Origin of the sequence: Polynucleobacter aenigmaticus, from assembly GCF_002206635.1 — a bacterium.
GTDB lineage: Bacteria > Pseudomonadota > Gammaproteobacteria > Burkholderiales > Burkholderiaceae > Polynucleobacter > Polynucleobacter aenigmaticus.
Window position 1 is genome coordinate 1 of record NZ_NGUO01000006.1, and the last position, 19,283, is coordinate 19,283.

Annotated in this window: 18 protein-coding genes and 1 pseudogene; 5 read left to right on the forward strand and 14 right to left on the reverse strand. The window is 37.9% G+C overall.

Going from position 1 to position 19,283, the window contains the following annotated elements; genetic code table 11:
* A partial coding sequence (locus tag CBI30_RS03830) for an IS30 family transposase (RefSeq protein ID WP_143744351.1) occupies window positions 1-373 on the forward strand: 373 nt, incomplete at its 5' end.
* Between the two features lie 194 nt (window positions 374-567).
* On the opposite strand, the gene CBI30_RS03835 is transcribed toward CBI30_RS03830, so the two are convergent.
* Genes CBI30_RS03835 through CBI30_RS03845 form a run of 3 tightly spaced genes read right to left on the reverse strand, consistent with a single transcriptional unit; the run spans window position 568 to window position 4,897 of the window.
* Entirely contained in the window at window positions 568-2,637 is a 2,070-nt protein-coding gene (locus tag CBI30_RS03835; protein ID WP_088527009.1) for an HsdM family class I SAM-dependent methyltransferase, read from the reverse strand.
* A gap of 22 nt (window positions 2,638-2,659) precedes the next feature.
* Window positions 2,660-4,555, reverse strand: a complete 1,896-nt coding sequence (locus CBI30_RS03840) for an N-6 DNA methylase (RefSeq protein WP_088527010.1) — start codon at window positions 4,553-4,555, stop codon at window positions 2,660-2,662.
* Window positions 4,556-4,588: 33 nt separating this feature from the next.
* Window positions 4,589-4,897 carry a hypothetical protein gene (locus tag CBI30_RS03845; protein WP_088527011.1) on the reverse strand — a complete coding sequence of 103 codons (309 nt, stop codon included), beginning with the start codon at window positions 4,895-4,897 and terminating at the stop codon, window positions 4,589-4,591.
* A 143-nt stretch (window positions 4,898-5,040) separates the two neighbouring features.
* Between CBI30_RS03845 and CBI30_RS03850 the strand changes: the two genes are divergently transcribed.
* The gene (locus CBI30_RS03850; protein WP_088527012.1) at window positions 5,041-5,895 is read left to right on the forward strand and encodes a GIY-YIG nuclease family protein; all 855 of its coding nucleotides are present in this window, start codon (window positions 5,041-5,043) and stop codon (window positions 5,893-5,895) included.
* Window positions 5,896-6,061: 166 nt separating this feature from the next.
* Here CBI30_RS03850 and CBI30_RS03855 read toward each other — a convergent pair whose 3' ends face one another.
* Window positions 6,062-6,583 (reverse strand): hypothetical protein, encoded by a 522-nt coding sequence (locus tag CBI30_RS03855; protein WP_088527013.1) that lies wholly within the window; start codon window positions 6,581-6,583, stop codon window positions 6,062-6,064.
* Window positions 6,584-7,280: 697 nt separating this feature from the next.
* On the opposite strand from CBI30_RS03855, the gene CBI30_RS03865 reads away from it, so the two are divergent.
* From CBI30_RS03865 to CBI30_RS03870, 3 genes and pseudogenes are all read left to right on the forward strand, one after another.
* Window positions 7,281-7,946: a TnsA endonuclease N-terminal domain-containing protein gene (locus CBI30_RS03865; RefSeq protein ID WP_088527014.1), complete on the forward strand. Its 666-nt coding sequence runs from the start codon at window positions 7,281-7,283 to the stop codon at window positions 7,944-7,946.
* A 10-nt stretch (window positions 7,947-7,956) separates the two neighbouring features.
* A pseudogene (locus CBI30_RS11355) lies at window positions 7,957-8,262 on the forward strand (GGDEF domain-containing protein); the annotation flags it as partial.
* 48 nt (window positions 8,263-8,310) lie between these two features.
* Window positions 8,311-9,072: an EAL domain-containing protein gene (locus tag CBI30_RS03870; protein ID WP_276207143.1), complete on the forward strand. Its 762-nt coding sequence runs from the start codon at window positions 8,311-8,313 to the stop codon at window positions 9,070-9,072.
* A gap of 187 nt (window positions 9,073-9,259) precedes the next feature.
* On the opposite strand, the gene CBI30_RS03875 is transcribed toward CBI30_RS03870, so the two are convergent.
* From CBI30_RS03875 to kdsA, 10 genes are all read right to left on the reverse strand, one after another.
* On the reverse strand, window positions 9,260-9,985 hold the full coding sequence (locus CBI30_RS03875) for a glycosyltransferase family protein (RefSeq protein ID WP_088527016.1): 726 nt from the start codon (window positions 9,983-9,985) through the stop codon (window positions 9,260-9,262).
* Between the two features lie 46 nt (window positions 9,986-10,031).
* The gene (locus CBI30_RS11050; RefSeq protein ID WP_143744352.1) at window positions 10,032-11,078 is read right to left on the reverse strand and encodes a hypothetical protein; all 1,047 of its coding nucleotides are present in this window, start codon (window positions 11,076-11,078) and stop codon (window positions 10,032-10,034) included.
* A 54-nt stretch (window positions 11,079-11,132) separates the two neighbouring features.
* Complete coding sequence (locus CBI30_RS03885) at window positions 11,133-11,939, reverse strand: hypothetical protein (RefSeq protein WP_143744353.1); 807 nt, start codon at window positions 11,937-11,939, stop codon at window positions 11,133-11,135.
* Window positions 11,932-12,945: a hypothetical protein gene (locus CBI30_RS03890; RefSeq protein ID WP_143744354.1), complete on the reverse strand. Its 1,014-nt coding sequence runs from the start codon at window positions 12,943-12,945 to the stop codon at window positions 11,932-11,934. The genes CBI30_RS03885 and CBI30_RS03890 overlap by 8 nt, the downstream gene beginning before the upstream one ends.
* 106 nt (window positions 12,946-13,051) lie before the next feature.
* A complete protein-coding gene (locus CBI30_RS03895) occupies window positions 13,052-13,894 on the reverse strand; it encodes a hypothetical protein (RefSeq protein ID WP_143744355.1) in 843 nt (280 codons plus the stop codon).
* A gap of 181 nt (window positions 13,895-14,075) precedes the next feature.
* A complete protein-coding gene (locus CBI30_RS03900) occupies window positions 14,076-15,026 on the reverse strand; it encodes a class I SAM-dependent methyltransferase (RefSeq protein WP_088527021.1) in 951 nt (316 codons plus the stop codon).
* Window positions 15,007-16,263, reverse strand: a complete 1,257-nt coding sequence (locus CBI30_RS03905) for a lipid II flippase MurJ (RefSeq protein ID WP_161492267.1) — start codon at window positions 16,261-16,263, stop codon at window positions 15,007-15,009. The genes CBI30_RS03900 and CBI30_RS03905 overlap by 20 nt, the downstream gene beginning before the upstream one ends.
* Before the next feature lie 14 nt (window positions 16,264-16,277).
* Window positions 16,278-17,255, reverse strand: a complete 978-nt coding sequence (locus CBI30_RS03910) for a KpsF/GutQ family sugar-phosphate isomerase (RefSeq protein ID WP_088527023.1) — start codon at window positions 17,253-17,255, stop codon at window positions 16,278-16,280.
* Between the two features lie 9 nt (window positions 17,256-17,264).
* Window positions 17,265-17,972 (reverse strand): glycosyltransferase, encoded by a 708-nt coding sequence (locus tag CBI30_RS03915; protein ID WP_088527024.1) that lies wholly within the window; start codon window positions 17,970-17,972, stop codon window positions 17,265-17,267.
* Between the two features lie 139 nt (window positions 17,973-18,111).
* Window positions 18,112-18,951, reverse strand: a complete 840-nt coding sequence (gene kdsA / locus CBI30_RS03920; RefSeq protein ID WP_088527025.1) for a 3-deoxy-8-phosphooctulonate synthase — start codon at window positions 18,949-18,951, stop codon at window positions 18,112-18,114.
* Window positions 18,952-19,283 lie beyond the last annotated feature (332 nt).

Consider the following 19,283-nt stretch of genomic DNA (forward strand, 5'->3'; position numbering starts at 1 on the left):
AGTCATCAATAAAACTGCTGATTCAGTAGGTAGCGCCATCATTAACAAACTGAGTCCCTTAGCCCCACTGGTCAAAACTATTACTTTTGACAACGGGAAGGAATTTGCAGGACACAGCAAAATTGATGCTGCATTAAATAGCACCACATACTTTGCCGATCCTTTTGCTAGCTGGCAAAGGGGATCGAATGAAAACTTCAATGGACTGCTAAGGCAATACATCCCCAAGAAAAGACAGTTATCAACCGTAACGGATGAGGAGCTTAGAATGATCCAAGATCAATTAAACAACCGACCCAGAAAGCGCTTGGGATTTAAAACACCAAGTGAAGTCTTTATGCAATCTTTAAACCGTGTTGCACTTCGTGTTTGAATCCGCCCCATATGTAACACTCCCAATGTCAACATATTCAAATTCGTACTCAGGATTGGTTCTTTCGGACAATGCCTTTAAATTGATATATGCAACGTCTTTGAGCCTTACTATTTTCCAGTGACTTGGAATGGATTTAATCCAGTCCACACCACTTTCCTTATTTTTTGAATGCCGACCAAGACTGATCTCTCTCATAGCTTTAACTCCGCCTCAAGCGCTGCTAACCCTCTACTTAATTCAAATATTTCTAATTTTATTTCGCTTGAAGGTTTCATAGTTTCGGGCCTGTAGAAAATCTTATTAAAGTTCAGCTCCACGCCAACCACGTTCTCCAAATACACAAACGGTTTACTGATGTAGCGCTCCATGAAGGCTTCAATAGCAGCCTGGTTTGCTATTACATCTTTTTGGAAAGGGATAATCTCATAGTCTTTTTGGTAATCAGCAGTTAACTCAACGCTGATTTCAATTTTTTCAGCTGATTTCTTCGTTGCCTTCTTATATTTTGCAGATACGATTATCTTGCCACAGCCGAGAGCTTCTTTCTTGCCTTCGAATTCCTTAATAAGGGTTTCCTGATCTGCATCGTAATAGTATCTAGCATCGTATGTAGTGATCACCAAAGGTTGCTCTTTATAGTTAAGCTGAGAAATTTTCGGTTTAATGATCTCCGTACAATAGCCCTCCAAAGAAGTATGTTCAGATGGATCAAAGTCTGCAATAGCGAATTCGGTCTGCTCAAGTTCACCCTGTGCAATCTTGGTTGGTACTAGCTCTAAAGAATCCAAGCGCTTCAACTGGCCAGACTTATCTTCCTTCATTGGTAAGCATGCTTCAAACGTTCTGCCTTGCTCATCGATATTTGTCAACATGATGGCTTGTTTATTGAAGTAGAAAAACTCTTTTTCAAAAACTCGAGCGTAATCATTGTCTTGGTAGGCCGTGAGCGTGGCTACGATTTCAAGACGGCTGGCTTCGTCCACTTCTTTTCGTTTTGAGCCTTTACTTTTCTTCAGAGGCTTAAATTTTTCGCTAGCATTGATCAACATCACTTTGTCTTTGTGATGCGCTTGCTTATTTTTATTCAATATCCACAAATAGGTGTAGATGCCGGTATTAAAGAACTCATCAGTTGGCAGCTGAATGACAGCTTCAACGATATCGCTATCAAGCATCCATTTTCGGATATTACTTTCGGCTGTACCGGCATCCCCACTGAATAAAGAGGAGCCGTTATGAACAACAACGCCCATACCGACGTTATCGAGCTTAGAGATGAGATGCTGCATAAAGAGCAGCTGCCCATCAGAGATAGATGGGAGAAACTTGAAACGCTCAGTCTTATCATTGACGATGTCTTTTTCATAACCCTTCCAGCTAACGCCATATGGTGGATTGGCAATGACTACGTCAAACTCCTCATTGTCGAACTTGTCTTCTACTAGGGTATTTCCATGTTCAATTTTTGCATCTGGACGAAAGCGACTTTCAATCTTGGCTAAGGCATAAAGAGCGTCGTTCCAGTCTTGGCCGTAAGTTTGAGTAAGGCGTTTGAACTTCTGGTTGATGCGGTCTTCGACCCCAAACAACATATTGCCGCCGCCACAGGTGCAGTCGTAAATTTTGAGGAGCGTGTCTGACTCTTCGATTTTGGAGGCGATGATTTCGGCAATCAGTGCGATCACATCGTCCGGGGTATATTGCTCTCCGGCGGTTTCTGCAGAAATGTCTGCCCACTTTCGCTTAATATGCTCTTCCAGCGTGGTGATCTCGGAGTTATTGAAGGGCTTAAGGTCGATTTCGGCCCAGAGCTTTGTGTAACCAAGTAAAACTTTTTTAGCTTTTAGTTTGGTTATGACCCCTTTAATATCTAGAAATTTCTCGCCCTCACCTGCATCAACGCCTAATAGATCCTTGGTTTCACCATCAAAACCTTTTAAATATGCGTCGAAATCAATCTCAAACGACTTATCATTTTTACAAATATCAATGAGCGATTGATTTTTTTCAAAGATAAAGATGTTGTAGCCCTGGCCCTTATCTTTGATCAAGTTGTACAAGTCATCTTTCTGAATCTTGGCAAATGCAGCATCGCCAATTTCAGCTTTGAGTTCATCAAACATTCGTGCCAGCCGACTCTCAATCATGGTCAGCGCAAAAAACGGCATCATAAATGATGGCCATTCAGACTCTTTAATGCCTGATCCGCGAAGTAGATCAGCCGTTGCCCAAATTTTGGATTCGTATTGAAGGATACTCATATGATTATTTTGATTAAATTAATTACTGATTAGTGCCAAGATTGGCATGAACTGGACATAAGCTATTTCGGATTTCGACCATCCGTTGATCTGCAATTTCAATGGATACTTCCAAATCACACAACTCGTCATATTTTTGGCGATAGTTATCTAATTCTGATTTCTCCGGAATCGGAACCCTAATCTCATTCATCAAAGTTCTGGGTGTGACATGAGCCACGCTTGCTCCAACCCTAAGGGAGTCAATCTGATTTTTAAAATCATCTGACCGCAGATACATGAATAATTGCAATGGGCTAATACCAGGATCAGCGACCCGTAAGGCAATGCAACTTTGCGAAGGCACCACTGGGGACAGTGTAATTTCTGTAAAGATTGGTTCGCCATACTGCTTCATGGCGGTATGCTGAAAAGATGAATCAACGGTGGGCACACGTCCAATTAGCGCTGATTTGCCGAGGGTGCCTTTTATTGAGAGCAAGATATCACCCTCCCTCAGCATGGATTCTTCTAATTTTCTTACGTTAATCGACGTAGTTTTAGAAAACGGCCCTGAAACTGCGCGCCATCTATCTAACTCAGGAAACCCCGCCTCTTGGATAGTCAATGCCGTTGGGTCTTTTGATGTAACGGGTGCTCGGATGACTTCGACCAGCACCCCAAGAGGACGTCGTGGGCCAGTAAGTGACTGTCGCAGGTAGCGGGTAGGGACAAGATTGAAGTCCTGCATTGCAATTTCTTCATACCCAGTCGTGATGGAAGTTTTAGGATCTTCGAGTTTGCCGCTCATCAGCGAAACGACCCTAGGTAAATCCAAAATACGCGAGAACTTCATTGTTGATTTAGATTCAATCGTCATCTCAGTGGCATCAGTGAAGCGCACTTGTCTCTCAAGGCTATTCCGATCCAACTGGAGAATGACTGACGCCATACTCGTCATACTCAATTGCCTAGTTGGCAACATCGTTACCGCAGACAACCCGCCCTCATTGAGTAACAGGTTTTCTCGGAGCCGTTGCTCTTGCCCCTTGGCAAAAAGGACATTGGGAGACACTAGAAAAACCGCTCGCCTTGAAATCCTCGGCCAAAATGCCGCCACAGCCCAGCTATCGCTTCGGTCCAGCTGCACTTTAATGAATGGTCCGTGTCTTTGATAAATGCCATCACCGCCAATTTGATCTAGATTGGCTCCCTCCCATTGATGCCAGCCAGCCCCAGTCTGAATTCTCATGCCGAATGGGGGGGTGGCGATTAAGAACTCCGCATTTAATTCTCGGCTGTTAGTTTCTGTCCCCACTTCGAAATCAACTGACCCTCCATTTGTGTGGTCCGCACTCTCAATAGCTAAAAGTAGCTTTAGATGGAGTTGCGATTGACGGCCTGGTCCATCGGCTACCACCTTGAGACCTTTTCTAACTGCTCTTATTACAAGTTGCCCGCTCTGGTCAAACGGAATCCAAATTTTGTCACCAGTCTTCGCATCGATTCCAGTAAAAAGTAAGTCGCAAAGTTCGGGGGTCAGCCCTCCCAAAAAGTTTATGCGCGAAGAACCAGTGATGCTCCAGGGCACATCAATAACATCCCAAGACTGGCCATTAGTTTTCTCAATCAACTTTGTAACAATGCTTAAGGCTTGTGTGCGCTCAGTCGATTCACTAGTGGAATCTGATTTAGAACCCCAAATTAGATTTTTGGCCTCCACTGGGATAGCGCTATATGTAGTACGGTCCCATGTCTCTCGGGAAAGTAAGCCATTAATGCCAGAAGCCCCACCAATATTATTTGCGGGCGTTAGACGACAGGCGGCTAACCAAGTTAAGGCATATAGCCACGCATCTTCTATATTGCGGTTTGATCGACTCAGATCCATGAGCTCTACCAATGCAATGGCAGCGGGGTTTTCATAATTAGAATTCATTCTATTAATGCCTTTTAATTGAAGTCCTTAGACTTAGTTATACCTGTGGCCGAGGGTAATGACGGTTTCTTTGTCTTCGGCGCTCACAACTGCATAGCATCCAGCAAGCGTATCAAGCCGTTGACTATGTCCGATGGCGCGACCCAGACTGGCCATTGCCTTTTCAGTCAATAAGTAGCGGATTCCACCTTGACCGTCATGAGAGCGTTCGCCATAAGCAAGAATCAATGGAACACACTCCTGAGGGATCGCACGTTGTTGCGCACGCTTATTAGCGTGGCGACTAAGTTCAATCTTCCGGCGGGACATAGAGTCATAATTTGCATTTGAGACCATTGGCATAAAACCTCCTTTTCAGCAACGTACTCAGTTTAGTACATCTAAGAAATAAATGTCAATGATTAGATATGTTGTATTTTCACAACCCACTGATGTAAGTAAAAATTAGGTTTATCTTTGTTCTATACCCCTCAAAGGCCTTAAATATGAAAACCTCGCCAAAAACCATTCAAATATTTCTTCCCACTGGGGACCCCAGGGGCATTCGCGTAGCAGAAATCACCACACGGATAGTCCGCGTGATTGAAGTGCCCCGCAGCTTGGTGTCTGATTTCCTAAAAATGCCCGAGGCCGGACAAGTGGGTCTCTATTTTTTAAGTGGTGAATCGGACGATGGGGATGTGCTCAAGCTTTATGTAGGCCAATCAGGTAACGTTGGCACAAGAATTACCCAGCACAATCAAGCAAAAGATTTTTGGAATAAAGCTTTGGTCCTTGTGTCGTTAACTAATAACCTCACTCAAACACATGCTCTATTTTTGGAGTGGCTATCCATTAAAGAAGCTAAGGCAGCCGACAGATATCGTTTAGAAAATGGCAATCCCGGCACTCGTCCCCATACCCCTGCGCCATTAGAGGCTGATTGCCATGAAATTTATGAAACATCTCGCGTGCTATTAGCAACCTTGGGCTATCCTATTTTTGAGTCCCTATCCAAAGCCGCTTCAAATAAAAATGAGGATGAAGTTTTTTACTGCGCTGGGTCTGGCGCAAATGGGCGGGGACTTTACACTGAAGAAGGCTTTGTCGTTTTAAAAGGCTCAATTGGGCGTATAGAAAACGTACCTTCAATGCAGGATACTGCTGGGTCTAAATTACGAGAGCGCCTAATGAATGCTGGGGTTACTCGTGTTGAAGCCAATTCCGTCATCTTTGAGAAAGACCATTTGTTTCGCTCTCCCAGTATGGCCGCACTATCTTTAATGGGTAGATCAGCCAATGGTTGGCTGGAGTGGAAGAATAAAGAAGGCAAAACGCTTGATGCGATTAAGCGGCAATAAAACTAATATAGTAATCAATATCTTTTCAGCGCATTAATTAGAGAGGGGCGCTCATTGCGTTGAAAAACCCTTTAAAACTGGTACCTGCCCAGCTTTGCAAATGGGCCATGTAATTCCCCATTTACGTTTAGCAGAACTGCCACTTTCTTTTTGACCTTCAATAATCTCAATATTGTTGATTTTTTTTTATTAAGTCTGAATAACATTCCCTCCCAAAATCTCCAAGCTTGAGAATTAAATATTTTTCTAAGGATGGACTCTTAACTGGAAAAGCATCCAATGGGAATGGAAGTCGCATAGTTTTCATATGCATGCCGTGAAGAAGCTCTAAATATCCCCTTGTCATCGGGAAAATTCCTTCCATCGACCATTTAAATGCTTCATCAAAGCTCGATGAAAACCTAGTTACCATTATTGCCTTCTTATATCCTGGTATATCTTTTTGAGGCCGACGCTCTAGGTCATTTTGAATAAGCACTCGATCAATGCGCTCGTAAATTTGCACTTCAGTAATGGACTTGATTTCTAACAGACCCCAAAGATCGGCATTAAAGAGATCTGTGGTGCCTTGAAATTGTGGATCACTTTCAACGGCTAAGACTATCTCATCGATGTCTCTCCAGCGTGTATCCAGACCTTTTGGGTATCTTTGGAATTTTCTAATATTGGCAAAGATTTTAGGCTGCACATCCCCTTTTAAACGAGGAGTACGCCAAACAAAGAGTTTATCTAATCGACCATCTTTTGGATTGCCCCTGCTTTTAATTTCTTCATACCAAATCTGGATGCGGGCCTTTTCATAAGAGGTTTTGGGCTGTCCACCTGCTTTTTTTTGGCATTAGAAATGGGGTCACTTGAATATTTATTTACTGAGCCTTTTTTTCATTTTAGATCAAGGGCACACTAGTTCGAACCTAAAAGGGCTTTAAATGGCAATAACTGAGAATAATTTATTAAAAGATTTGATGGATAGATATGGCTCGATGGTGGGTGGCAAAGACCTCTACCTAGCACTAGGATTTAAATCCTATGGCGCCTTTCGGCTGGCTAATGAGAGAAATGAAATTCCAATCAAAATCTTTAAGATCCCCAAAAGGAGAGATTGGTATGCACTCACTAGCGATTTAGTGCAGTGGCAAATGAGTCTCACGCAAAAGCCCCTCGACAAAATAGAAGGGGTAAGGAGCTAGAAATGTAAAAAGCCAGAATCAACCTAAAGGTCTATCTGACTTTTTTTGTATGCTTGGATCTACTGCTGTCTTGAAACCACAGTATCTCCAATCTCAAAAACAAAGTCAATTTTTTGAAGCTCAATTTGAGCTGACACAGGAGAAATGCGCCGATTTAACGCGTTTTGATGTTTCAGCTTAGTTACTGGAGATGCTATGACGCAACACAAACCTAAACCCACCAAGGCAAAAGAAGCTGGACCCGCTCGCAACCTCATCAAGAAATCCCCTTTTCGAACTACTGGGGGAGCATTTATTGCTGGTATCACGCCATATGCCGCTCAGTGGGAGTCTTATCTAGAGCGATATGCCATTCCAACCTTTGCTCTTTGTCATGATGTGCAGACCATTCTCTCTCAGCCCTTTACCGAAGATTACAAAGACAGTCTTGGCAAGGAAAGGAGTTATACGCCTGATTTTTTGATCAAAACCACGCAAGGCAGAGAACTGGTTATTGAAATCAAAAGTCTGCGCTTTATGTTTAGCGACCAGGCACTAGATATCCACACTGCGATTGCAAATCACTTTCTACCTAAATCTCAGATCTTTCGATTTTGCGTTGACAGCCAAATAGAGGATCTGCCTCGATTTAATAGCATTAAGTTACTTTTTAGATACGTCTCCAGCAATATTCGGGGTGATCTTGCCAGCACCGTCTGTCAACTCATGGGCAATGCACCAATTGCCATATCAGAGCTGATGAATCTGACCGAGGTTGGACTTGGGGAGATATACACACTCATCGCACAAAAGCATTTATCCATTGATTGGTCTAAGCCCCTCAATAAAGACGCCTATGTGAGCCTACCCAACAAACCATAGTCATCACGTTGGAGATGTGCTTCTGAAAGAGTTTGGCGCCCGAATACAGAAGGCAATTCGTCCTAAAGATATCGTTGCCCGTATTGGTGGGGATGAGTATTTAATCTTGTTTGAAGAGATTGGCACTACTGTTGCAGATGCCAAAAAAATACTGGAAGAAGCGATTGAGCGTATTTTAGAGGGGTTCATTGAGCATCATGATCTGGGTGATGGAGTTTATGTTCAAGCCAAGGCAAGTATTGGCATCGTTATATTTGGAGATCAAGAGAGCCAATTTGATGATATTTTGAAGTATGCCGATTTAGCCATGTATGCAGTCAAGAGTGATCCACATCTCAGCCATCGCTTCTTTGACCTTGGTTTAATGGAGCAATTTAAGCAAAAAAGTAATTATTTTGCTCGCTTAAAGAATGCCTGCGCATTAAAACAAATATCGATCGTGTATCAACCAGTAGTCGATCGCAATCAAGACGTAGTTGCCTATGAGGCTTTAGCGCGTTGGAACGATCCTGAATTCGGAATAGTCATGCCGGATGACTTTATTCCATTTGCCGAAAAAAATGGTTTGATTATTGAAGTAGGTAATATCATTATTGAAAATATTTTCAGCAATCAAGATCTTTGGAATTCCCCAGAAAATGATCAGCAGCCTGATGTCATGATCAACATTAGCGCCCATCAGTTGATGAACTTGGGTTTTGCTAAGAAATTTATTGCTAGTTGTGAGCAATTTCATATTCCAATGAATCGGATTCATCTTGAAATCACTGAGAGTATTAATATTGGGAATATAGATGCAGCGATTGAAGTCATGCTGTTTCTTAATAAGCAAGGTGTGAGATTTGCTCTTGATGATTTTGGCACTGGGTTTTCTTCGCTGACCTATTTACAAAAACTCCCTATTCAATATTTGAAGATTGATAAGTCCTTTGTTGCGGGCTTAGGCGTTAGCTCTGATGATGAAGCTATCGCTACTAATATCCTGATATTGGCTCGAGGGCTTGGGATAAAAGTGATTGCTGAAGGGGTCGAGACCCAAGCACAGTTTGAGTGGCTCCTCTCAAAAGGCTGCGATTATTTTCAGGGCTGGTATTTTGGTCAGCCTGTTGATAGTCTTAAATTTTGATGATTTTCTGTGGATAGTAAATGTCCGCTTTGGGTCGGACTGAGACGGTCAGGACCCTCCAAATACTCCGTTTTGAACGACTGTAATTGACTAGAGAGGGGCCATTTCCCCCGTATAAATCTAGTCGATAAAGCAAAAGAGTGAAAGAAAATATAAATATGTGAGTGAAATTTATATAGTAAAAAAACTATTTACCAGTTAAAAAACGAAAGGCGCTAATTAAATGCCAACGGAAATACTTTAAATTTCGCCTACTTGAACGCTGAGCATCGTGAAAAACATGCTCTGAAGGGTCAACAAATACCTTAAATCCTAACTTATAAAATCTATAACAAATATCCGCATCTTCGAAATACATATAAAAACGATTCTGATCGAACCCTCCAACTTTAGCATAATAACTACTCCTAAAAATAATAAACATACCAGCAATCCAATCAACAGGAAATGGGTTTGTCATGACTTTGTAATCGAGACCTCTAAGACCTAAAAAAAACCTTTTTACAAGAATATATAGAGTCGGAAAGCGTCTAAAACTATCCTGTATTTGACCATCTGATGAAAGGATAAGTGGAGCAACAGCAGCAATGTTTTGATTTTGAAAAACTGTTAATAGTGAAAAAATATTAATGGTTTGAATTCGTATATCAGGATTAATAATAATAAACCAAGGGGTATTTGAGTATGAAAAAGCAGTATTATTATTATCTCCAAACCCCTTGGGAGAAAAATTATTAATGATAAAAATTGGAAATGAATAACCCTCGTAAAGTGATAAATCTTCAGGAATATTAACCGTAATAATAACTTCAAAATAAATTTTTTTTAATTTTGAAAGGTCTGAAAGCAAATTAGATATTAGAATGGATTGACCATGACTAACAATAGAAAAAGTAATGAGTGGATTAGCCATTAATATTTAAAAATAGAGGAGAAGTTATGTACGTAACTAAAAAAAATTATGAAGATTTTAAAGAAAAAGAAAATTTATATGGCAAATACGCAAAAAATAAAAAAATTAATAAAATCAGATATAAATTAGAATTTTCAAAATAAAAACCGGATAAAGTCATATAAATTGAAATCGGGAATAATAATGAAATAAAGATCAAAGGTGGAATGCCATATGATAAAAAACCCCTAAAAAAGAAGAAAATAGACAGAATTGAAAGTCCATGTAAAACTCTAGATAATAAAAGGTTATACATGAAAAAAGAAATTAATAAACAAACAAATGCAAAAGTAATTATTCCATAAAGAATAGATTTACAATCTTTATCAATTTTATATCTAAACTTATGTAAAAATAAAAAAAGAATTACAAAATAATAGAAATGTAATAAAGGCTTACTTTCCCCGGAATCTGTTATGAAAGCAAATTTAGTTCTGTAATCAAACAAAGCTAAAATATCAGAATAAAACTCTGAAAAAATGATTATTAATATTGTCAGAATAAATAATTTTACATAAAAATAAAATTTAATTTTTTTATTAATAAAAATATAAATCAAATAAAGAAGGATTAAAAAAATGCCTGCGGCTAGATGAATACTAATAGCAAAAATAAAAAATAGCATTGATAACATATATCTCTTTTTAATAAGAAATAAAATTGATATTGAAACAAATGTAATAGCAAAAAAATAACGTGGATTTATAAGGGAGGAATAGACTATGGGATGCATAATAAGAATTAACAATGCAAATCTTAGATTAATTCCAATAGAGATTAATATAAAAAGTAAAATGGGGAGAGCAATAGCTGTAGTAACTTCATATGAATTGATACCAAAAAATGAATAATAAATTCTTGCTATCGGATCAGCAAACCAAAGAAAATAAGCATCAGAATCAAACCAGTCTTTAATATAATTATCATAATCTGGTGTATGTATAAAGTAAGATGAATATAGATACACAATAAATAAAATTAATGAAAACTTAAGTATTTCATTAGAATTAATTATTTTATTATTTAATAGAAACAATAAGTAGCTTGATTTCATATTTTTAATAAAATTAATGAATAAATATACAATGTATGAATAGAAATATTGAAATCAATTTTTTATATTTAGATGATTATCTATAAAAAATTTATCTCTATGATCGTAGTGGGATAGAGAAATTTTATTTTCAATTGAAATTTTTGAATTTAAAAATAATATAAATAATTTTATATTCATTAATAGTGCGATCTTAGAAATTGCAACCTCACCATATAGAATAATTCTGTATTTGCTATTATAAAATTTTAAATCTGGGCAAATAATTTGAAAAATATTTGAGATCTGAAAAAAATCCCCTTTGAGGGCGTAAGTTTGCAAATGTACATGCTTTATCAAATTAAACTTAGGTCCAATCCCATAAGAAATACCAAGCATCTCATTTTTATCAACTGGGTAGTTAATAAATCCTAGCAATTCAGTCGAACTTAAATATTGTGAAGTATTTAAAAGACAAATAGATTTATATGTGATTTTTTTATCTTTACAAAACTTAATTCCAGCAGCATAACTTCCAATATCTTGACCAACATTATTGGTTATAAGAATTACTTTACAATACTGTTCAAATAATTCTAAAATATTAATAATATTATCTTTATTATTAATATCTGAAGAAATTACTAAAATTACATCACAAGAAACATTTTTAATGATTTCAATTATTTTATTTCTTGTGCAAAAATATTCATGTCCTCTGTAATTTTTCTTTCTACAATTACCATATCCAGAAAAGTCATTAATAATTATTAAATTTTCAGAAAAATTTTCATTAAAATTTAATTCATTCTTATATATAGAATATTTTATTGATTTTTTTTTATCTAAAATAAATTGTATTAAATAATCAAATTTATTCATAAATAATTTTTGATATTTCATTATTTAAATCAATTAATGATGAAAATGTAGGTATTATATTTTTATCAAAGTAAGTTGGAAATTTTATGTTTTCAATTAAAAAAGATTTTCGTCCCGAGTAATGAGCCTCCATTAAAAGGGTAGACTTAATACCAACAAAAACAAAATTCCCAGATTCAACCAATGAAGATTGTTCTGAATTGTTAACATCAAAAAGTGAAAATATTTCAGATGGCAAGTGATTAACCTCCCTAGGATGTGGCCTATATATCAAATTAGCATAAGAAAAAATTTCGCAAAAATCTCTTAGAAAAGCCATATATTCACTTCTTAGAGTCTTATTAGCAAAATATCCACTACCCACAAAAATTATAGGAGAACCCTTGCTTCTCCATGCGGATACATTACCTGATGGAAATAATTCAAATAATTCGTCTGAAATAATAATTTCTTTATTGTAGCCTGTAGATCTAAGAATTTTCACTTGATCAATAGATTTAACGATAACTGTATCACAGAATTGCCCATCTAAATCATTATTATTATGACTTGGAAATAAGCCGTGCTGAATGCAAATTGATTTTGAATAATGTTTAGAGCAAAAATTCAATAATAAAAACTCATCTAAACCATAATCACTATTTAGAATAATATCTTTACAAAATAAAAATTTCTTAAATACTAAAATACCTAGCGGCCCCAATAAATTTAAGAAAAAATATATAGGCTCTATAGAGACAACAGAAAAGCCATATTTTAGGAAATCTTTACGATCAGAATGTTTTACTAAGAAAACTGCATTCTTCAAATTATTAATTTTGAAGTATCTTATGTTTTTTTTATTTGCATTGTAAACTATATGGGTTTTATCTGAAAAGTTATTATTTGTATATTCCCTAATTTTACTAAGAAAAAAAATGACAAAAAAAAGATTTAAAAAATTTATAAACATATAAGCGGACAATAAATCCTGGCATGCGTTTGTTGCGCCTAAAAGCTCTTGCAATCCAACTATTGTAGGAATTTTTATTCAAAATTTTATGTTTTTCGCCTGGGATTATTAAAAAACTAACACTAAATGAATAGCTCTAAGAATTGTAGGGAGATTATTTTTATAGACTATCGAACAGATCAAACCATTTAAATGCAATCGCTTGATTATGGTGGGAGAAGTCAAACTCACGGAGACTGCGCCCTCTTTCGCCAAAGCAATTCACTAAACCATCCTGCCATTGATTGAGATATGTATATTGACTGAATTTAGTATAGCTAGGGATTTCATCAGCAACCACTTGAAGACCATGAGCTAAAGCTGTAGTAACTCGATTTTCAGTTTTTGATAATGTAAATTTGTTCGGGGTTATTGGAATTACAGTAGTGCTATGCAATTTAATAATGCGCGAAAAATTATTGCGATTCCATGGTGTATAAAAAGTGGGAATATACCAATTGGATACTAGCTGATCGTATTTTTTACGTGAGTTACTAACAACCGTTAGTGATAGTGGAAATTTTTTATGCAGATCATGGAGTAAATCTTTAATTTTCAGCAAATCAACCATTCCCGCCTCACTATAATTTCCACCGTGATTTCCAAACCATACTAATCTCGTTTTTTTACTAGGGGTATGATTTTGCAACCAGTATTTGAGTTTAAAATATTGAAGGCTGGCGATAGGATTTAGAAATGAACTATACCAATATCCTATATTAGGCTCTTCTACAAGATCACCTATTATAGTTATTTCAATATTTGCACCACACTCTTCAGTCACCCGATCTCTTAAATAATTAGAAGAGACAATCAAATGATCAACTTGAGCTATCGCAGCCTTTAATTGAAACGACTTTTTGACGGCCTCTAAATTGGTCTCATCAAAGATGAAATGGTTGTCACATATATCCAAAATAATTTTGGATCCGTATTTAGCCTTAGACCTCATTGCAACAGCCAAGGACGAGGAATCATAGCGCTTAGAAAGAATGATAATCGGGCTATTGGCAGCTAGTTTAGTACCGTAGATACTCGATATACCTTTATCATTAAATAATCGTGAAATCCTATAACAACGCAGTCTAAAGCTAGCAACATTTAAGTTAGTTGTATGAGGCCAAAAAAAAAATATCTACCATTACTCAATTATTTATTGACTGTTGCGCCCAGACTTCTATTCGACCACTTTGACGTGTAAACCCAAGGGTGACGGCTAAGGCTAACCTTAAAAATTTTGCCTCATTGGAAACTCTCATCCACTTGGCAATATTAATAAGAAATTTGTTTTTATTGTCTTCAGCCCAATATTGAAAACTCCATAACAAGGTATTAGCATTTCTCTGCCAAAAAATTTTTGTTATGCTCCAACCGGCTTTTTCTAAGGTATGCACAAGTGATTTTTTACTGAAGTGGAATAAGTGTGCTGGCAGATGATTATCGTAGCTACGTCCTTTGAATATTTTTCGACTAAGGGAGTGCATATCTGGAACTAAAATTACAAGGTATCCGGATGGAGCAATCATAGAGCGAAGTTTTTGAAGTACCTCAACCGGCCTATGCAAATGCTCTAGCACCATCCAAGCAACGATGATTTCGTAAGGAGCTAATGGTGGATCCATCTCCTCAACTGCACAATTTTGAACGTTAAATCCCTTAGCTCTGGCAACCTCAGCCGCAGATTTTGAAAACTCTACTCCATCTACGACCCATCCAAGCTGACGAGCATGCTCCATATATGCCCCAGAAGCACACCCTATTTCAAGCATTCTTCCAAGAGGAATTGATGGGAGTTTACGTGAATTAAGCCCAAGAAAAGATATAACGCCACGCTTGAATCGACTTCTTTTATTAGAAAATGATGTTGCACTATTTTGGTAGGGGGCGTAATTATCTGGGTAATAATATCCAATGGTTGACGCCGTAGGTCTTGGGGTTGTTCTTTCAAGGCCGCATTGACTGCAACGATATATTGAATACAGCCCTGGAAGACCATGAAGCATGTCTTGACCACTTAAAACAAACACATCTTCGGAATTACACCCATTTGGACATTCGACATCCTCGAGCATTACTTCATTGGGAATTTCTTGCATTAATACCCCTTTCGCAAATCCAGCACATAAACGCCATATTCAAAATATAATAAATGGATGTTGCTAAAACTAAACCCGGCAAAGAGAACAGTATAAAACTGAATGCCTTTATAAACAGACTAGCAATAAATCCGATCATACCAATTATAAACGGGGTTTTAGTATCATTAAGTGAATAAAGGACTGCTACAGGCAACCCTCCAGAGGCAGAAACATGTAAATATCCGACATATAACAAACAGAGCCACCATATGTTGCTGGCATCGTCTATATTAACATTCAGAATAAATTTGATAATTTCTATAAATGGGTCTTTTAATAAAATCATTGCAAATACAAATAATATTGAAATTAAAGTTATCTGAAATACACCAAATCGATAACTTGATTTCAGCTCCTTATAATCCCTATTAGCAACATAGTAACCAAAGCGAGATATTATTGGCACGCAGATTGAGCGTTCAAGCATTATAGCTAGTGCGCCTACGGCCATTTGAGCCAAATTAAACAATGTCAGCCCGCCAATTGAACTTTGTGAAGCCCAGAATCTATCGACCAAAGGCGACGTTTTATAAATAATTGCACCTGCAAATACTGGACCCATTAACCTCCAGGTTTTACAACTTTTATACCCTCTTCCGACAGATATAGAGGGCCACCCCAGAAACGCCATTTGAATAATAAAAATGATTAGAGATCGACCTAAAGTAATGAGTGCTACACCAACCAACCCCCATATCGGAATAACATAAAAGAGGGCTATCAATGAAAAAATTGTGCCTAAAAGGGCAATAATTTCAATCTTATAGAAACGAGATTGACTGCGAAATGCTATCACTAGAATTGATGATAAAACATTAAAAATTGAGGCAATAGAAAGAATGCTTGATAGAGTTATCGCAGAACTTAGTTGAGCAATTGAAAAATCTGGAAAAATATAATGTAGCCACCATTGCATTGTTCCAACTGCAAGTATAAAAATTCCACCAGATAAAAGCATCGACTGCCCCAAGGCAACCTTAAGGTTATCACGCCACAACTCTTTATTACTGGACTCCGCTGAAAATCTTGGAAGCCAAACGCTTTGAAGCGCGGCAATTAATATTGCAGAAAGAACTGCTGGAATTGTCAAAGCAGCAGAGAAAGCATCGGTTTGAACCCCAATACCAATAAAGCGAACAACAATAATTTGAGTACTAAAAGTAGCAGCCAACTGTAATGCAACAATAAAAGCCAATAAAGCCTGCCTCTTCAAACCACACCAGCCTGTAATAATTGACGCATACTTATTACCCCCATCAATTGACCTTGTTGATCCAATACTGGTAATGCGGATACCTTGGAGAGCTCCATTAGCGAAACTGCAGCAACAGCAAGCTGATTATGATTTATGGAAACAAAAGTGCAACTCATCACATCAGATATTTGGGTAGTCTTAATATCAATATCCCTATCAAGACATCTTCGCAAATCCCCATCCGTGAAAACGCCGATCGGCCTATGATCCGAATCAACAACAATGATAAAGCCCATCTCGCCTCGAGACATTTTAATCAATGCAGCTTTTATCACAGTGCTTGGCAATACAAAGAGATCATCGTTTATTTCCGACATAACATCACGGACGCCAAGCAACAATCGTCGACCTAAGGCGCCGTGTGGATGAGTTTCAGCAAAATCACTCTCCTTGAAGTTTGACTTCTTGAGCAGGCATATAGCTAAAGCGTCGCCAAGAGCCAAGACAAGAGTTGTGCTTGCAGTTGGTGCCAAGCCAAGGGGGCAGGCCTCTTTAGGAACATCGGTACAAATAACTTCATCAGCGAAATTGGCCAGCGGAGAGAGCAAATCAGCGGTCATCGCAATCAATTTTATTTGATTTCGCTTAAAGTATGGAATCACCCTTAGTAATTCTTCGCTTTTACCCGATTGTGATATTGCTATTACAACATCAAATTTTGTGATCATACCAAGATCGCCATGGCCAGCCTCGGCAGGATGCACAAAAAAAGCGGGGGAACCAGTACTGGCAAGGGTAGCTGCCATTTTTTTTCCAACGTGCCCAGACTTACCCATGCCCATAACAATAATTCGCCCCGATCTTGATGCCTGGCTGAGTATATTTACAGCACGTATAAATTCCTCACCGATTGAATCACAAGAATGCTTTAGAGCATCGATTTCTATATTAAGCACCTCTCTTGCCACTTGAACAGCATTAAATGAATTCATAACTTACCATCAACTTTTAGGTCGCTGTTGACAAAAATTGAAACGATCTTTCTGAGAAAACCATTCATCTGAAAAATCTGAATTTTTATATTCATCAAAGTATGGGCCACCCACTGTCCAGTGAATATTCTTAACATCATTTGGGGGCGAGTCATATTCACCTACAAGCCAATTCCACCGCACATCAAGCTCACCAATTTCATCATCATCCAGCCAAGTAAAGCGATGAAGATCCATTGGCGATGCATGATTCACAAAATCACTCGTCAAAATATGATTTTTTTTATGTCCACAATCCCATAAAACAACGGATGACCAATTTTTTCTTGGGTACTTATACTGAACAGTATTTAGATATTTGATGTCGTTACGCGGCTCATAAGTATGCTTTACAACATACAGAGCTTTTTTAGGTTGCTGATCAAGAACGTCAAATATCTCAGCTATATCAACTCTTAAGAGCATATCGCAATCAAAAAAGATTGCGAATCCTTCATAACCACATAAATATGGAACCAAGAATCTGGTAATTGAAAACTCATTAGACTGCTTTGGATCCCTATCCCGCGTAAAAATACCCTTTAAATTTCTGATATTGACAGGAATAATAGCTACTGGGCGAGTGCTTTTTTCATATATTGAAGAAGTCATAGCGTGCCAAGCTATAGATTCAACTGGATCGTAACCGATAAAAACCTTTATTACGTCTTTGTTCATTAATAACTCCTTGAAATTTATATGCCCAACTGGAATATGCCCCGCTCAGGACTTCGTAAACTACTTTTTGGCACAAATAAAATGTTTATTACAACTATATAGTATGAAATAAAGCAGATAATGATCCATATTCATTTACTCACCTTATGTCCAAGACATCAAATGACTTGACTAAATCATCAATCGCCTTAATTTGCATCAAAAGAGGCTCGATCTTGTTTAACGGCAGAGCACTCGGTCCATCACATAGCGCTTTAGATGGATTTGGGTGGGCCTCTAAAAAAATACCCGCTAAACCCACAGACATGCCAGCTCGAGCTAAATCTCCAATTTGAGATCTACGGCCACCAGATGAAATTCCCATAGGATCCCTCTGTTGCAGCGAATGTGTAACATCAAAAATAATTGGCAAATTGCCAGATACCTCCCTCATTACACCAAACCCCAACATGTCAACTACTAAATTGTCATAACCAAAGCTAGTTCCGCGATCACAAAGTATTAAATTTGAGTTGCCAACCTCAATGAACTTGTCAATAATATTTTTAATCTGCTGGGGACTTAAAAATTGTGGTTTCTTAATGTTTATAGGCTTTCCTGTTTTTGCAAGAGCGACAACAAGATCAGTTTGTCTCGCTAAAAATGCAGGAAGCTGCAGCACGTCCGCAACCTCGGAGACTGGTCGAGCTTGCCATGGTTCGTGAACATCCGTCAGTACTGGAACCCCAAATCCCAGCCTAATATCCTCAAGCATCCTGAGGCCTATATCTAGGCCCGGCCCGCGATAAGAATGAATTGAGGATCGATTTGCCTTATCAAAGCTCGCCTTAAAAATAAATGGGATATTTAATTTATTGGTAACCCTAACAAACTCTTCGCACACGCTAAAAGCCATATCTCTTGATTCTAAAACATTTACCCCTCCAAAAAGCATCATAGGGGACTCATTTGAGCAGAGATAATTACCCACCCTCACGATGACCTACTAAAGTTATTCTTTTGTAGCGGTAATTTGAATTTAGTCATAAATCCCTAGTGCAAAAAATTAAAAATTTCCTGCCCGAAGTGAAGCATAGGCGAGCTATAAGCGCGTCTAAATCTTCCTCGAACCATTATTAGCTAGTATCAGCACTTATTATTGAATGAACCCTTCAAGATAGATTTTAAAAAAGTGATTAGACTTTTCATTCCAGGTAATGGGGGGCAAACCAAGCTCTTTACGCAACTCTTCATACTCAGCCATCTTACGCCGTAGAAAGTGGGCAGTGAGCAAAGCTTTACTTTTGATACCCTTCGGGGTTAACAAGTAGG

Coding starts and splice junctions, on each gene's coding strand:
- CBI30_RS03915 (WP_088527024.1), bottom strand. CDS start 17,972: ATGAACAAAGACGTAATAAAGGTTTTTATCGGTTACGATCCAGTTGAA.
- CBI30_RS03865 (WP_088527014.1), top strand. CDS start 7,281: ATGACGCAACACAAACCTAAACCCACCAAGGCAAAAGAAGCTGGACCC.
- CBI30_RS03845 (WP_088527011.1), bottom strand. CDS start 4,897: ATGCCAATGGTCTCAAATGCAAATTATGACTCTATGTCCCGCCGGAAG.
- CBI30_RS03875 (WP_088527016.1), bottom strand. CDS start 9,985: ATGGCTAATCCACTCATTACTTTTTCTATTGTTAGTCATGGTCAATCC.
- CBI30_RS11050 (WP_143744352.1), bottom strand. CDS start 11,078: ATGAAATCAAGCTACTTATTGTTTCTATTAAATAATAAAATAATTAAT.
- CBI30_RS03835 (WP_088527009.1), bottom strand. CDS start 2,637: ATGAGTATCCTTCAATACGAATCCAAAATTTGGGCAACGGCTGATCTA.
- CBI30_RS03840 (WP_088527010.1), bottom strand. CDS start 4,555: ATGAATTCTAATTATGAAAACCCCGCTGCCATTGCATTGGTAGAGCTC.
- CBI30_RS03910 (WP_088527023.1), bottom strand. CDS start 17,255: ATGAATTCATTTAATGCTGTTCAAGTGGCAAGAGAGGTGCTTAATATA.
- CBI30_RS03900 (WP_088527021.1), bottom strand. CDS start 15,026: ATGCAAGAAATTCCCAATGAAGTAATGCTCGAGGATGTCGAATGTCCA.
- CBI30_RS03870 (WP_276207143.1), top strand. CDS start 8,311: ATGGAGCAATTTAAGCAAAAAAGTAATTATTTTGCTCGCTTAAAGAAT.
- CBI30_RS03885 (WP_143744353.1), bottom strand. CDS start 11,939: ATGAATAAATTTGATTATTTAATACAATTTATTTTAGATAAAAAAAAA.
- CBI30_RS03850 (WP_088527012.1), top strand. CDS start 5,041: ATGAAAACCTCGCCAAAAACCATTCAAATATTTCTTCCCACTGGGGAC.